A 14993-nucleotide genomic window follows, 5' to 3' on the forward strand; every position below is an offset into this window, starting at 1 on the left:
AGTGTAGCGCTGCGTCAGAGCAGCGGCGAGGCCAGCCGCGCGAACGCCTCGGGCAGGCGGTGCAGCCACAGCGAGCGGCCGGCCTGGTCGTGCACGCGGGTGGCACGGTCGAATTCGCCCTGCAGCAGCTCGGCCAGGGCGGCGACGCGGTCACGGTCGCTGATCATCATCGACAACTCGAAGTTCAGCCGGAAGCTGCGGTGGTCGAAGTTGGCGCTGCCGACGATGCAGACATCGTCGTCGGCGATGAAGGCCTTGGTGTGCAGCATGCGCGGGCCGTACTCGTAGATCTTCACGCCGGCATGCAGCAGCTCGTCGAAGTAGGAGCGCGCGGCCTGGGTGACGAACCAGGAGTCACTCATCTTCGGCACCAGCAGGCGTACGTCCAGGCCGCCCAGCGCCGCCGAGGTCAGCGCCATCCGCGCGGCCTCGCCGGGCACGAAGTAGGGCGTGACCAGCCAGACGCGTTCGTGCGCCTCCTGGATAGCGGCCACATGCAGGCGGTGGATCGTTTCCCATCCCGAGTCGGGCCCGGACACCAGCACCTGGGCGTTGATGGGGCCGTCCGCGCGCAGCGGCATTTCGGCCGGCCACAGGCGCGCGATATCGAAGCGCGAATGGTCCTGGCCACTGGCGTAAAGCCAGTCCTCGGCGAACACCAGCTGCAGGCTGCGCACCACGTGGCCGCGGATGCGCATGTGCAGGTCACGGTAGGCGTCGGCCCTGCGGCTCTCGTCTTCGTCGTCGGTGATGTTGATGCCGCCGGTGAAGGCCAGGCGGCCGTCCACGATCACCAGCTTGCGATGGGTGCGCAGGTTCAACCAGGGCCGCTTGAACGGCTTCAGCAGTTGCCGCGGATGGAACCAGATCGCTTCGCCGCCTGCATCCAGCAGCGGCTGCAGGAAGCGGCGGGGCAGGGCGGAAGAACCCACGGCATCCAGCAGCAGGCGTACCTGCACACCGGCACGGGCACGTTCGACCAGGGCATCGCGCAGCGCGGTGCCGGCGTGGTCCGGGTTGAAGATGTAGTACTCCAGATGCACGTGGTCGCGCGCCTGTGCGACGGCTTCCATCAGGGCAGCGTAGGTGGCGGCGCCATCCACCAGCCAGGTCACTTCGGTGGCGCTGCTCGGTGCCAGCCCGGTGGTGGCCTGGGCGATCTTGGCCAGCTCGGTGCAGTCGGCATCGGGTGGGCAGACGTCGCTGTAGTGCTCCATGCCCGAACGCGCACGGCCACGGCGCAGGCGCTGCCGCTTCACCTTCTGCGGGCCGAGCAGGTAGTAGATGAAGAGGCCCAGGTACGGCAGCAACGCCAGCGACAGGATCCAGCTCAGCGTGGCCACCGGCTCGCGCTTCTGCAGCATGATCCAGCCAGCCAGCGCGAACAGGTACAGCAGGTAGGCCACCGCCAGGATGGTGCCGAGGTGGGCGATGCCGTCGAGCCAGTGGCGCAGGGAGTCGAAGAGGGCGAGCATCCGCCGATCATAGCGGCCCGGGCGGCCAGGGATAAAAAAAGACGCCCCTGTTTCCAGGGGCGTCTGCAGTCGCGTCATGACTGTTGTGTTGCGGTGTAGCGATTACTGCTGCACAAAACCGATCTTCTTCATCTGAGCATTCTTCGCGGCGGCCAGGACCTTGGCCATCACGTCGTACTCGGAATCCGGGCTGGCGTCGATGCGCAGTTCCGGCTGGTTGGTCGGGTCACGCTGGACCTCCTGCTCCATCCGCTGCTGCAGCTCGCTCGCATTGATCGGGCTGTTGTTCCACGAGACCTGGTTGCTGGCGTCGATCTTCAGTTCGATCGGCGGCGGCGGTTCGACCAGCTGCGGCGGTGGGTTGAGCACGCGCTGCGGCAGGTCCACGGCGATCGGGTACGTCATGATCGGCGCGGTCACGATGAAGATGATCAGCAGAACCAGCATCACGTCCACGAGGGGCGTGACGTTGATGTCTGCCATGGGGCCCTTGCCACCACCACTACTGAATGCCATGGCTTATTGCCCCTTTTCTTTGGTCGCGACGAAGCCGACGTCCAGCATGCCCTGCTCCTGCGCGACCTTGGTCAGGTCGTTGATGACGCGCATCTTGGTGGTGCGGTCACCACGCAGGTTCAGCGGCGGCTGCGGGGTCTGCTGGGCGGCGGTCGCCAAGCGCGACTCGAGAGTCTGCTTGTTGATTTCTTCGTCGTTCCAGTAGATCGAGCCGTCTTCCTTGACTGCCAGGGTGATCGGGCCGGCACGCTTTTCAGCGTCTTCCGGCTTCTGGATCAGGTTGGCTTCCGGCAGATCCACCTTGACCTTGTGGGACATCAGGGGCGCCGTGATGATGAAGATGATCAGCAGCACCAGCATCACGTCCACGAGGGGCGTAACGTTGATGTCGGCCATGGGGCCGCCGCTGTTACCACTACTGAAAGCCATAACGGGCTCCGTCTAGATCGTGTTGACTACGTTCTCGCTGGGTACAGCGCGTCGCAATTAGCGGACGCGCGAACCGGTGGCGAAGAAGTCGTGCAGGTCGTGCGCGAAGGTATCGAACTTGCTGATGGTCGCGCTGTTGACCTTGCTGAAGAAGTTGAAGGCGAACACGGCCGGGATTGCGACGAACAGACCGATCGCGGTCATGATCAGCGCTTCACCCACCGGGCCGGCAACGGCGTCGATCGAAGCGGAGCCGGTGGCACCGATCTTGATCAGCGCGCCGTAGATGCCCCACACGGTACCCAGCAGACCGACGAACGGAGCGGTCGCACCGACGGTCGCCAGCAGGGTCATGCCCGACTGCAGCTTGTTGCTTTCGCGGGTGACGGCCTGGCGCAGGGCGCGGTCGACGAACTCCGAACGGCTCAGGTTCTCACCGACGCCGCCGGTAGCACCGCCTTCAGCGCGCTGGTGGTGGGCAGCTGCCTGGGCAGCGTCCAGGGCGATCTTCGAGAACGGCTCGGATGCCGGCTGTTCTTCCATCGCACGGATGGCGTCCTGTGCGTTCGGGGTGTCCCAGAACAGGCTGACGACGCGATCAGCGGCGCTCTTCAGACGGACCGAACGGAAGATGTTGATGACGGTCCAGTACCAGGACATGGCCGACATCACGATCAGGGTCAGCAGCACGACCCAGGAAACCGCGAAATCACCCGGCTTGGTGGTCATTTCGTGGATCAGGTGCTCGAAGCCCATCTGCGACAGGGCGTTGGACGGATTGCCCCCGGCAGCAGCGGCGATGAAAAGTTCCTGCAGCATGACGCTTACCTTTGTTGTGTGTGGTGATAAAGGGTGTAGCTAAGCTAAACAATCGAACCGTGGGCGGGGGGTGGCCAGGCGGCCACCCGGCCCATCAGTTCAGCGCAAAGTTGACCGGGACGCGAACGCGACCTGCCGCCTTCTTACCGCCAGATTCAGCGGCGTTGAAGCGCCACTTGCGAGCTGCTTCCATCGCAGCACGGTCCAGGTCGCGGTTACGGCTGGACTTTTCCACCGTGACATTGGTGACGTTGCCGCTGGCATCGACATCAATGATCAGGATCACTTCGCCCTGGATACCGGCGCGGAAGGCTGCCGGCGGGTAGCGCGGCGGATTCATGGCCTTCGACGAGATGTCCACGCTGGCCTCGATCGTGCTCGGCGGTGACGGCGGCGACGGCGGCGACGGCGGGGTGACGATGTCGTTCGGGCGCGGTTCCGGCACGTCCACGACCGGCGCCTGCGGCGGCGGCGGGACCGGCGACGGCTTCGGCGGCGACAGATTCTTCACCGGCGGCGGTGGAGTATCGGTCGGCGGCGGCGGCGGCGGCGGCGGGGGCGGCGGCGGCGGCGCATCGACGATGGTCACCATGACGTTGCGCTCCTTCTCCGCAACGGCCTTGGGAGCCACGGCGGGAATGAGGAGCATCATGAAGGCGGCCAGATGCAGGGCAATTACAAACGCGATGCCGACGATGCGAGGCCAGCTCAGCCCCTTGTCATCGGGTTGTTCGTACCGGTGAACGACTAGTTGTTCCGTCATGCGCCAAGAGCTCAATAGTGGGGCCGGGATGCCGGGGGCGGAATCCCTGATCAGCGGTGCATGACACCGCAGGAACCTCCAAGCTTATACCAATCCTGAGCGCCTGCGCATCAACTGAGCAGGCATTCAGGCGTTATTCCTACTTACTTCAGGTTGATGATTTTTTTGGCATCAGCCTGGTTCTTCACACCCTTCGCCAGCGCCTGCTGGGCGGCCTGCTTGGCCTCCGGGATGCGACCTTCGGCATGCAGGACGCGTGCCAGGTTCAGGTAGGTCTCACCGTCCTTGGAGAGCGGGGCGGCCTTCTGCCACGCATCGATCGCCTGCGGTACCTGGTCGGAGTAGTAGTAGGACTGGGCCAGCGCCAGGTAGACCTGGTAGTCCGGCTTCAGGATGCCCTTCTGCAACCCTTCGTTGATGACCGCGATGACGTCCTTTTCCTTGTGCTCGGTGTTGGCATAGATCGAGTACAGCTGCTTGTACTCGCGCTCGTCGGTGAGCTGGCCGCTGCTGCGCAGCTTGTCCATCACCGCAGCCGCCTTGTCCATCTGGTCGGCCTGCATGTACATGCTGGCCAGGTTCAGCTGGGTCTTCTTGTCGTTCGGGTTCTTGGCCGCCAGTGCTTCGGCTTCCTTGACCGCCTCACCGGACTGGCCGGCTTCGGACAGGGCCGCCATCAGCAGCTGGTTCCAGTTGTCCTTCGGCTCGGTGGCGCCGGCGATGGCCTGCTTCAGCACCGGGATCGCTTCCTGGTAGCGCTCCAGCTGGTACAGCGCCTGGCCCTTGGCGATCAGCTCTTCCGGCTTGGTCGACTTGCTCTCGGCAAAGTACTTGTCGAGGGTGGCCAGGCCTTCGGCGGTCTTGTCTTCCTGCAGCTGCAGCTGGCCCAGCATCAGCATCGACTGGAAGTGGCCGTTGTTGTCCAGGCCGTTGAACTGCAGGACCTGCTTCAGGTAGGCGATCGCCGCCGGGGTGTCGTCGGTCTGGTAGGCGGCCTGCGAGGCCAGCTGCGCGGCCAGCGACTTGTCGTACTCGTTCGAGGCACTGTCGGCCAGGATCGCGTCAGCCTGCGTGCGCGTCTCCGGGAACTTTTCCTTGTTGTAGCTGTCGATCATTTTCTGCAGCTTGCTGCCCATCTTGGCCGAGGCCTTGACGGTCGGCTCCTCGCGGGTCGCGTTCGGGTACAGCGCCTCGGACTTGGCCTGCTTGCTGCCGCCACGGTTGCCACGCTCGGACGAACGCGAGGACTGCGCGAAGGCATCGGTGACCACGGCGCCGGTCAGGGCGGTCGCGACGAGGACGGAAAGCACAGCTTTGTGGTTACGGAAAATCATCGTTCACCTCGATCGAACCGCCGGTTAGCGGCAAAGTCGGACTGTCAGAAAAATCTGAGCCGCCAAACGTATCAGAAACAGATGGCGTGAGAAATCGTTTTATGTGCTGCAATACAGCATAGAACTGCGCACTCATCCGCACTTTGGCCGCAGTCCAGCCGCCTGCGCCTGCTGGTAGACCGGCGTCAGCGCCGGTGCATCGCGTCGCAGCTCCTGGATCCGGTTGGCCGGGTCGGGGTGGGTGGACAGCCATTGCGGGCTGCGACCGCCACTGGCGGCCATCATGTTCTGCCACAGGTCGACCGCCTGCGCCGGGTTGAAACCGGCCTGGGCCATCAGCCGCTGGCCTAACTGGTCAGCCTCGGTTTCCTGGACGCGTGAACCCGGTAACAGGAACATCGTTTGCGCGCCCATCCCACCAAACTGGTTTAGTACGTTGGCTGCCGACTCACCTGCATAAGCTCCAACCAAGGCACCAGCAACCGCTAAGCCGGTCTGCGCGCCCATCTGGCGGGTGATGCGCTCTTCGTGGTGGCGCGCGATGACGTGGCCGATTTCATGGCCGATCACGGCAGCCAGCTGGTCCTGGTTCTTCGCCACGGTGAAGATGCCCGTGTTCACGCCCACCTTGCCACCGGGCAGTGCGAACGCATTGGGTTCCTTGTCGACGAACACCGCGGTCTCCCACCGTACGCCACGGTATTGAGGCGGCAGCTGCGCGACCAGCGCGTTCACCACGCACTGCACGTAACCGTTCTGGCGGCCGTCGGTGCTGATCTTTTCCTTCTGCTTGGTTTCGGCAAACGCCTGCGCGCCCAGCTGGTCCAGCTGGGCCTGGGAGACGCCGCCCACCATCTGCCGGCGCCCGGTCGGGGACGTCGTGGTCGCGCAGGCGCTGACCAGGGTGGTGATGACAAGGGCCAGCAGCAGTTGTTTCATGGAAGCTCCCCCGTGTTCATGTCCGCAGTGTGTAGCGTACCGGCTTAATCTTTCGTCAAGCGGGCACGGCGTTACGTTGACCCCAGGAACACCATCGCGGCAAGCGCAACGGCGTTGTTCAATGCATGTGCGGTGATGGCCGCCCACAACGTGCCGGTTCGCTGGTAGAGCCAACAGAACGCGGCGCCCATGCCGCCATACACCAGCCACAACTGGAGCATGCCCAGCAGGGAGTTCTTGCTCAGACCCGGCACTTCGTGCACGAGGGCAAATGCCAGGCTGCTGAGGATGATGCCCAGCCAGGGACGGCCGGCTTTCCACAGGCGCCCGAACAGCACGCGGCGGAACAGCAGTTCCTCGTAGGCCGGTGCCAGCACCACCGCGAACAACACGAGGAACAGCGGGAAACGCGCGATCGCGTTCTGCATCAGTTCCACGTTGGTCGGCACCGGTTCGATGCCGAACTGCCTGGCCAGGAAGGCGATGCCATTGCTGCCGATCACGATCAGCGCAGCCACCAGCACGGTCCAGCCCCATGTCGAGGGCCGCCGCAGCGCCTGCCGGGAAGTGGAGCGCTCGTCCGTCGTGGCCGGACGCCGCCAGAAGTACACCACCAGTGCGGCGCCGCCGGTGGCGATCAACGCCATCAGGATCTGCGCCAGTGCACCCGGCTGGCCAACCGCCGCGCTGATCGCGTCGGGCGACAGCCCGCCACCCTGGGCCGCCGCATTGGCACGGCCGACCACGATCGCGCGGTAGAACCCCCAGAACAGCCCGGTGATCAGGCTCAGGCTGAACAGGGTGACGATGGCGATGCCCAGGTCGATGAAGAAACCCGCCAACGGGGAACCGGCGCGCGGCGCGGCCGAGGCCGGCGGAATCGGGGGCGGGGCGGAAACCGGGGCGGAAGCGGACATCAGGTACCTGCGTTCAAGGGGCGAAGGCCGGCGCGCCTCCCCGCGCACCGGCCGTGTCCCGATTGTGTCAGATATCCAGGTTGGCGACCTTCAGCGCGTTGTCCTCGATGAAATCGCGACGCGGTTCAACCACATCGCCCATCAGGGTGCTGAAGATCTGGTCGGCGGCAACGGCATCTTCGATGCGCACCTGCAGCAGCCGACGGGTTTCCGGATTCACGGTGGTGTCCCACAGCTGTTCCGGATTCATTTCACCCAGACCCTTGAATCGCTGGATCTGGCGGCCGCGCTTGGCCTCTTCGAGCAGCCAGTTCTGCGCCTTGGCAAAGCTGTCCACTTCGATCGACTTGGCGCCTCGGGAGATGGTTGCACCTTCGCGGATCAGGCCATGCAGCAGCTTGGAGGCCTGGTGGATCGCGCGCAGTTCGCCGCTTTCGAAGGCCGACATCGGCAACACCTGGATGTGCTGCTCGCCCATATGGCGACGGGTCACCAGCACGGCGGCCGGGCGCTCGTCGTTGGCTTCCTGCAGTTCCAGGCTGAAGCGCGGGCTGCCCAGGCTGCCCTGGTTGAGGCGCTTGGCCAGTGCATCCAGGCCTTCGCCTTCGCCGGCCGTGCGCAGGCTGTCCATGTCCATCGGCACGAAATCGACCAGCGCCTCGAGCAGGTTGCGGTCGTAGCGGTGCGCGTTGCGTTCGATCGAATCCAGTGCAGCAGCATAGGCCAGCAGCAGCTTTTCCAGCGCCAGGCCTTCGATGCCAGGTTCGCCAGCGGCCGGCACCAGCGCCGCGTTTTCCACCGCGCTGCTGGCCAGGTAGCTGTCCAGCGCCGGGTCGTCCTTCAGGTACAGCTCCTGCTTGCCCTGCTTGATCTTGTACAGCGGCGGCAGGCCGATGTAGACATAACCGCGCTCGATCAGCTCCGGCATCTGACGGTAGAAGAACGTCAGCAGCAGGGTGCGGATGTGCGCGCCGTCGACGTCGGCGTCGGTCATGATGATGATCTTGTGGTAGCGCAGCTTGTCCGGGTTGTACTCGTCACGGCCGATGCCGGTGCCCAGCGCGGTGATCAGCGTACCGACCTGGTCCGACGACAGCATGCGATCGAAGCGCGCGCGTTCCACGTTGAGGATCTTGCCGCGCAACGGCAGCACCGCCTGGTTCTTGCGGTTGCGACCCTGCTTGGCCGAGCCACCTGCCGAGTCACCCTCGACGATGAACAGCTCGGACAGCGCCGGATCCTTTTCCTGGCAGTCGGCCAGCTTGCCCGGCAGCCCGGCGATGTCCAGCGCGCCCTTGCGGCGGGTCAGGTCGCGGGCCTTGCGCGCGGCTTCACGTGCACGCGCGGCATCGACGATCTTGCCGGCGATGGCCTTGGCTTCGTTCGGGTTTTCCTGCAGGAACTCTTCCAGGCGCGCACCAAAGGCGTTTTCCACCGCCGGGCGCACGTCGGAGCTGACCAGCTTTTCCTTGGTCTGGCTGGAGAAGCTCGGATCCGGCACCTTCACCGACAGCACCGCGATCATGCCTTCGCGCATGTCGTCGCCGGTCAGGTTGATCTTGGCCTGCTTGGCGATGCCGTTCTGCTCGATGTAGTTGTTGAGCACGCGGGTCAGCGCACCACGGAAGCCGGCGAGGTGGGTACCGCCGTCCTTCTGCGGGATGTTGTTGGTGAAGCAGTACATCGTCTCCTGGTAGGAGTCGGTCCACTGCAGCGCCACGTCCACCACGATGTTGTTGTGCTCGCCGGTGACCGAGATGACGTTCGGGTGCAGCGGGGTCTTCAGCTGCGCCAGATGCTCCACGAAGCTGCGGATGCCGCCTTCGTAGTGGAAGTCGTCGCGACGGCCGTCGCCACGCTCATCGGCAAGGACGATCTTGACGCCGGAATTGAGGAACGACAGTTCGCGCAGGCGGCGGGCCAGGATGTCGTAGTGGAATTCCACGTTGTCGTGGAATGCCACGGTCGACGGCCAGAAGCGCACGGTGGTGCCACGTTTGGTGGTGGTTTCCAGCTTGGCCAGTGGGGTCACGGCCGCACCGTTGCTGAATTCCTGCTGGTAGTGGAAGCCGTTCTGGAACACATCCACCAGCAACTTCTGCGACAGCGCGTTGACCACGCTGACACCCACGCCGTGCAGGCCGCCGGACACCTTGTAGCTGTTGTCGTCGAACTTGCCGCCTGCGTGCAGCACGGTCATCACGACTTCGGCTGCCGAAACCTCACGGCCCAGCTTGGCGCTCATCTGCTCATGCTTGCCGGTCGGGATACCGCGACCGTTATCGGACACCGAGACCGAGCCATCGGTGTGGATCGTCACTGCCACGTGGTCGGCGTGGCCGGCCAACGCTTCGTCGATCGAGTTGTCGACGACCTCGAACACCATGTGGTGCAGGCCGGTGCCGTCATGCACATCACCGATGTACATGCCGGGACGCTTGCGGACAGCCTCCAGGCCTTCCAGGGCGGTAATGCTGTTGGCGTCGTAATTGCCGTTGTTTGCCGGGGTGTTCTGTTCGTCGCTCATTGCGCTTGCCGTAGGCTCCGCAGGTCGGCCACCGCGTGGAGCGATGCGCCGAGAATGAAAGGATTCCAACCCGAATTATACCAGCCGGGGTCGAGCGGCCCTGGTGTGACCACTATGGCACAGCCACGATCTGTGCATGTTCCACGTGGAACCGGGTGATGTCGGCCAGATCCTGCAGTGCCGACGGGGTTTCGGTGGCGGTAATGAAGATCTGCGCCGGGCCATCAAGCAGGCGCTGCAGCACACGCGCCTGGTGGGTGCGGTCCAGCTCCGAGGCCAGGTCGTCGAGTGCGATCACCGGCCACTCGCCGCGCTGTTCCGCATAGTCCTCGGCCTGCGCCAGCAGGCACGCCAGCGCCGTCAGCTTGGCCTGACCACGTGACAGTGCGTCGCGACCGGGAATACTGTGGAAATCCACGCTCCAGTCCGCGCGGTGCGGGCCCACCGAGGTGTAGCCGGCCTGGCGGTCCCGCTCCCGGGCCAGAAGCAGGGCGTCGGCCAGAGGAAGTTCGTGGCGACGCCAGCCTGGGCTCAGTTCCAGCCCCTGGATTCCGAGTTGCGGAGCAAGGGTGGCTGCCAACGACACCGTGCGCTGCTGCAACCGCTCCAGGTAGTGCTGGCGGCGGCTGGTCAGCGGTTCTCCCGCCTCGGCCAGCTCGTGATCCCAGGTATCGAGCATCCGCGACGGCCCGCCCTGTTTGAGCAGCGCATTGCGCTGCTTCAGTGCCCGCGAGTAGCGGCGCCACAAAGCGAGGAAATCAGGTTCCACGTGGAACAGGCCCCAATCGAGGAAGCGGCGACGAGGTTCTCCACCGCCGCTCACCAGCGCATGGCTGCCTGGCTCGAAGGTCACCACGGCCAGGGCGGCGCAGAGATTCCCGAGCTGCGCGACATCCTCGCCGTCCAATCGCCCTTTCCAGTCCTGACCGCTGTGGCGCAGGCCCGCCTTGCGGCGATGGGGCGGGTGATTGGCGCGCTGCTCGTCCCATTCAACGAAGATTTCCAGCGCCTCCTGGCCCTGACGGACCAGACCATCGCGAACCCGGCCGCGAAAGCTGCGGCCATAGGCCATCAGGTGCAGGGCCTCGAGCACGCTGGTCTTACCGGCACCGTTGTCGCCGGTCAGCAGATTCAATCCTGGCTGCGGCAACAGGTCCACCGCGCTGAAGCGACGCAGTTGGTGCAGGGCGAGGCGGCGGATCTGCATGGGGCGCGAAGGACCATCCGCACTGGGCGGTAGAAGGGTGGGTAATCCATCAGCTTACTGCATCGGTCAAGCCGGTCGTGTTGCGGGCACCATCCGCCCCGGAACGCGACGGCTGCCGGCCACTGCTCGCTCGTTTCACGTGGTGTGCGGCTCATGCCTGCGGCCCGCCGCAATCGGGAAGGGCGCGAATTCCTTCAAATCTGGGCACGGCACCACTCCGTAGGCCCACAGATTTCAGCAGTTTCACGGCCATCCAGTGAGAATCGCGGGATGCCTCAACGGCGATGCCAGCGGCAAACCACCCGGATTCCTTCAATTCTGCGGTCCAGGACCCTGGAGGGTTCCACAGAATTCAACGAATTCAGACCGACAGTTCCACGCTATCCACAGCGGGACGGTATGACTTATACACAAGGTATGGGCAATCTGTGGATAAAAAAGCCCTTTTACCGTGCCGGCGAAACTATCCACAGGTTCCCCCCCAGCCCGAAGGCCCTCTATACAGGGGGTTTCAGCCTCATAAAACTTTTTAAAATCAAACAGATAGCGCGTTTTTCCACGAGATCTGGCCCTACCATCACCACCATGCTTTAGATTTATACCCAGATTTAGAAGCTGGGCCCAGCCCGATCTGCCTCGAACGGGCCCTGTGGACAGTGGCGTCTGCAGAAACAGGAGTCATTGCTTCGCAGACGATCGCGAGGCCTGCTTCACCTGGGACAAGAAGGCCATTCGACTGAGCATGACGATCCAGCAGCCGGAATCCTGATTGCCTCCAATCCGGGAGCCCACTCGCACCGTCAATGTTGGAACCCAACGACGGGACAGCAGAGGTCCCCGTTCCAAGGCGTCGAATCAGCGCCTGTAGCAGGACGAACACTCATGCTCCACGTGGAACAAAAAAAACGCCCGGGAAAATCCCGGGCGTCATTCGGTTCCACGTGGAACAGCGCTGGTGTCAGAGACGCAGCGGCATCACCACATGACGCGACTTCTCGCTGCTGGATTCACGCACCAGCGCCGAGGAGTTGGAGTCGCGCAGCTGGATGATGACTTCCTCGTCGCGCAGCGCCGACAGGGCATCCAGCAGGTAGTTCACGTTGAAGCCGATGGCCAGGTCGCTGACCGTGGTGTCGGCTTCGATCTCTTCCTGGGCTTCTTCCTGTTCCGGGTTGTGCGCGCTGATCTTCAGGTTGCCCGGCGAGACTTCCACGCGGATACCGCGGTACTTCTCGTTGGACAGGATCGCGGCACGCTGCAGCGAGGCACGCAGGGCTTCACGGTCAACCTTCACTTCGCGGTCGGCGCCGATCGGGATGACAGCCTCGTAATCCGGGAAACGGCCGTCGATCAGCTTCGAGGTGAAAGTGACATCGTCGCGCTTGACGCGCACGTGGCTGCGGCCGACTTCCAGCTCGATCTCGCGATCACCGCTTTCCAGCAGGCGCTGCAGTTCGGTCACGCCCTTGCGCGGCACGATGATCTGGCGCTTGGACCCGCTGGGCTTGGCCAGATCGGTTTCACACAGCGCCAGGCGATGACCGTCCGTGGCGACGGTACGCAGGGCGTCACCGCGCAGATCGAACAGCAGGCCGTTGAGGTAGTAGCGCACATCCTGCTGGGCCATCGCGAACGCGGTGCGTTCGATCAGCTCCTTCAGGGTCGCTTCGCCGATGGCCACGCGCTCGGTGGCTTCCACTTCGTCCACCGACGGGAAGTCGTTGGAGGGCAGGGTGGCCAGGGTGAAGCGGCTGCGACCGGCCTGCACGGTGATCTTGTCACCGGTCTGCGAGACGGTGATCCGGCTGCCGTCGGGCAGGGCGCGGATGATCTCGAACAGCTTGCGGGCGGGAATGGTGGTTTCGCCGTCCTGGGCATCTTCAACCGCGATCCGCGACACCATCTCCACTTCCAGGTCGGTACCGGTCAGCGACAGCTGGCCGTTCTGCACCTGGACCAGGAAATTGGCCAGAACCGGAAGGGTCTGGCGGCGTTCGACCACGTTGACGACCTGTGCCAACGGCTTGAGAAAGGCTTCGCGCTGCAGTGTGAAACGCATGTGGTTCCGTGCCCCTATGCTTTAAAAAATGTGGAATAAATCAAAAGCTTGGTGGTGCTGGTAGAGACAGAATCGCTGGAAAACAACGCTAAGTCTTTGTAAATAAAAGAATTTCAGACCTCGAAACCCTCTGTATTACCGACCCCCAGGGGGTGGGGAAAGCTGTGGATAGAATCGGCGCGATTTCAGACGCCATTTTTATCCACAACGTGTCCCGCGCTTGCTACCGGATTCTGCACCGTTTTGTGCGATGACGCCTCATCGGCATCCGTGCATCATTCGCTCAGCTTCCGGATCAGCTTGTCCCAGTCCTCGCGGAGCTTGCCGTCGGTTTCCATCAGGGTCCGGATCTGGCGGCAGGCATGCAGCACCGTGGTGTGATCGCGACCGGCAAAGGCATCGCCGATCTCGGGCAGGCTGTGCTCGGTCAGTTCCTTGGTCAGGGCCATGGCGACCTGGCGCGGGCGGGCCAGCGAGCGGGTCCGACGCTTGGACAGCAGATCCTTGATCTGCAGGCCGTAGTAGTCGGCAACGGTTTTCTGGATGTTGGGAATGCTGATCGCCTGCTGCTGGGCACGCAGCAGGTCGCGCAGGGTTTCCTGGGCGAATTCGGTGGTGATCGCGCGGCCGGTGAAATTGGCGCGGGCGGTCAGGGTATTGAGCGCGCCTTCGAGGTCGCGCACGTTGGAGCGCATCTTCTTGGCGATCAGGAACGCAACGTCATCGGGAATCTCGGCACCGCGTTCGCGCGCCTTGGCCAGCACGATCGCGGCACGGGTCTCGAAGTCCGGCGGTTCGATCGCGACCGACAGGCCCCAGGCAAGCCGCGACTTCAGGCGCGCTTCCAGGCCTTCGACTTCGCGCGGATAGCGGTCGCAGGTCAGGATGATCTGCTGCTTGCCATCGAACAGCGCGTTGAAGGTGTGGAAGAACTCTTCCTGGGTGCGGTCCTTGCCGGCGAAGAACTGGATGTCATCGATCAGCAGCGCGTCCACCTGCTGGAACTGGCGCTTGAACTGATCCATGGTCTTTTCCTGCAGGGCCCGGATCATCGCGCTGAAGAACTGCTCCGAACGCAGGTACAGCACCTTCGCTCCCGGGTTGGCCTGGCGCATGGCGTTGCCGGCGGCGAACATCAGGTGGGTCTTGCCCAGGCCGGTGCCTCCGTACAGCAGCAGCGGGTTGTGCGCACGGTCGCCCGGCTTCTGCGCCGCCTGGAAGGCAGCGGCCAGGCCCAGCTGGTTGCTGCGGCCTTCGACGAAGTTGGCGAAGGTGTAGTGGTTGTCCAGGTTGCCGGCGAACGGCACCTGCGGTTCGCTGGAGACGTGCGCCGACGGCGTGGAAACCGGCGCGTTCTGCGCCTCCACCGGGCGTGGGCGCGAGCCGATTTCAAGAAAAACGTCGCTGAAACCGGCGAAATGAGCCAGCAGTTCGCGGATCCGGGCCAGGTACAGCTCGCGGACCTGGTCGACGATGAAGGCATTCGGTGCATACAGCACCAGGCTGTCCACGCGCAGATCGGCCTGCAGCGGCTTCAACCAGGTATGAACGTCTTCCGGCGGGAACTCCGCTTCGAGGCGCTCGAGACTACGGGACCAAGCATCCATCAGCAATAATCGTCCGGTGGCCGGGGCGTGGACGCGACAAGGCGCCCAAACACAGGCCGGAAAGGGGGGAAATGGATGGCTCAGACTACCACCGAGCGCCCGCCTTCGGAATGCTTGTCCCCTACTTATTCACAAAAACATCCACAGCTATTGCACAGGGCAGTGAATTGGCGTAGCTGCCAGGGCTTGACTTGGGCCGGGGTACCTCTCTAGAATTTCCGGTTCTTTCCGTCCCATTCATACGAGAGGCCCCCAATGGCCACGAAGCGCACCTACCAGCCCAGCAACCTCAAGCGTAAGCGCGACCACGGCTTCCGTGCCCGTATGAAGACCGCTGACGGCCGCAAGATCCTGTCGCGTCGCCGCGCCAAGGGCCGCAAAGTCCTGAGCGCCTGATTGCC

The 14993-nt window shown here is 63.9% G+C and carries 13 protein-coding genes; 1 reads left to right on the forward strand and 12 read right to left on the reverse strand.

All coding sequences use genetic code 11. The features are described from left to right. Positions 1 to 14: 14 nt before the first annotated feature. From cls to dnaA, 12 genes are all read right to left on the reverse strand, one after another. Positions 15 to 1475, reverse strand: a complete 1461-nt coding sequence (cls, locus tag N5C18_RS05620) for a cardiolipin synthase (RefSeq protein ID WP_279944024.1) — start codon at positions 1473 to 1475, stop codon at positions 15 to 17. A gap of 102 nt (positions 1476 to 1577) precedes the next feature. Then, positions 1578 to 1991, reverse strand: a complete 414-nt coding sequence (locus tag N5C18_RS05625; protein ID WP_004132666.1) for a biopolymer transporter ExbD — start codon at positions 1989 to 1991, stop codon at positions 1578 to 1580. 3 nt (positions 1992 to 1994) lie between these two features. Further along, the gene (locus tag N5C18_RS05630) at positions 1995 to 2420 is read right to left on the reverse strand and encodes a biopolymer transporter ExbD (RefSeq protein ID WP_040006786.1); all 426 of its coding nucleotides are present in this window, start codon (positions 2418 to 2420) and stop codon (positions 1995 to 1997) included. Between the two features lie 57 nt (positions 2421 to 2477). Then, positions 2478 to 3239: a TonB-system energizer ExbB gene (exbB, locus tag N5C18_RS05635; RefSeq protein WP_008265438.1), complete on the reverse strand. Its 762-nt coding sequence runs from the start codon at positions 3237 to 3239 to the stop codon at positions 2478 to 2480. A 94-nt stretch (positions 3240 to 3333) separates the two neighbouring features. Beyond that, a complete protein-coding gene (locus N5C18_RS05640; protein ID WP_180878546.1) occupies positions 3334 to 3891 on the reverse strand; it encodes an energy transducer TonB in 558 nt (185 codons plus the stop codon). A 254-nt stretch (positions 3892 to 4145) separates the two neighbouring features. Next, positions 4146 to 5336, reverse strand: coding sequence for a tetratricopeptide repeat protein (locus tag N5C18_RS05645; RefSeq protein WP_053448358.1), 1191 nt, complete (start codon positions 5334 to 5336; stop codon positions 4146 to 4148). Between the two features lie 132 nt (positions 5337 to 5468). Continuing rightward, positions 5469 to 6275, reverse strand: a complete 807-nt coding sequence (locus tag N5C18_RS05650) for a M48 family metallopeptidase (RefSeq protein ID WP_053508116.1) — start codon at positions 6273 to 6275, stop codon at positions 5469 to 5471. Between the two features lie 71 nt (positions 6276 to 6346). Beyond that, the gene (locus N5C18_RS05655) at positions 6347 to 7192 is read right to left on the reverse strand and encodes a CPBP family intramembrane glutamic endopeptidase (protein ID WP_279944026.1); all 846 of its coding nucleotides are present in this window, start codon (positions 7190 to 7192) and stop codon (positions 6347 to 6349) included. A 67-nt stretch (positions 7193 to 7259) separates the two neighbouring features. After that, a complete protein-coding gene (gyrB, locus tag N5C18_RS05660) occupies positions 7260 to 9719 on the reverse strand; it encodes a DNA topoisomerase (ATP-hydrolyzing) subunit B (RefSeq protein WP_133936331.1) in 2460 nt (819 codons plus the stop codon). A 112-nt stretch (positions 9720 to 9831) separates the two neighbouring features. Continuing rightward, on the reverse strand, positions 9832 to 10926 hold the full coding sequence (gene recF / locus N5C18_RS05665; RefSeq protein ID WP_053508127.1) for a DNA replication/repair protein RecF: 1095 nt from the start codon (positions 10924 to 10926) through the stop codon (positions 9832 to 9834). A 958-nt stretch (positions 10927 to 11884) separates the two neighbouring features. Next, on the reverse strand, positions 11885 to 12985 hold the full coding sequence (dnaN, locus tag N5C18_RS05670) for a DNA polymerase III subunit beta (RefSeq protein ID WP_005411731.1): 1101 nt from the start codon (positions 12983 to 12985) through the stop codon (positions 11885 to 11887). Between the two features lie 275 nt (positions 12986 to 13260). Beyond that, complete coding sequence (gene dnaA / locus N5C18_RS05675) at positions 13261 to 14592, reverse strand: chromosomal replication initiator protein DnaA (RefSeq protein ID WP_005411730.1); 1332 nt, start codon at positions 14590 to 14592, stop codon at positions 13261 to 13263. Positions 14593 to 14847: 255 nt separating this feature from the next. Here dnaA and rpmH point away from each other — a divergent pair, with 255 nt between their 5' ends. Next, positions 14848 to 14988, forward strand: a complete 141-nt coding sequence (gene rpmH, locus N5C18_RS05680; RefSeq protein ID WP_005411729.1) for a 50S ribosomal protein L34 — start codon at positions 14848 to 14850, stop codon at positions 14986 to 14988. The last annotated feature ends 5 nt before the right edge of the window (positions 14989 to 14993 follow it).

The organism is Stenotrophomonas sp. GD03930, from assembly GCF_029839665.1.
GTDB lineage: Bacteria > Pseudomonadota > Gammaproteobacteria > Xanthomonadales > Xanthomonadaceae > Stenotrophomonas > Stenotrophomonas forensis.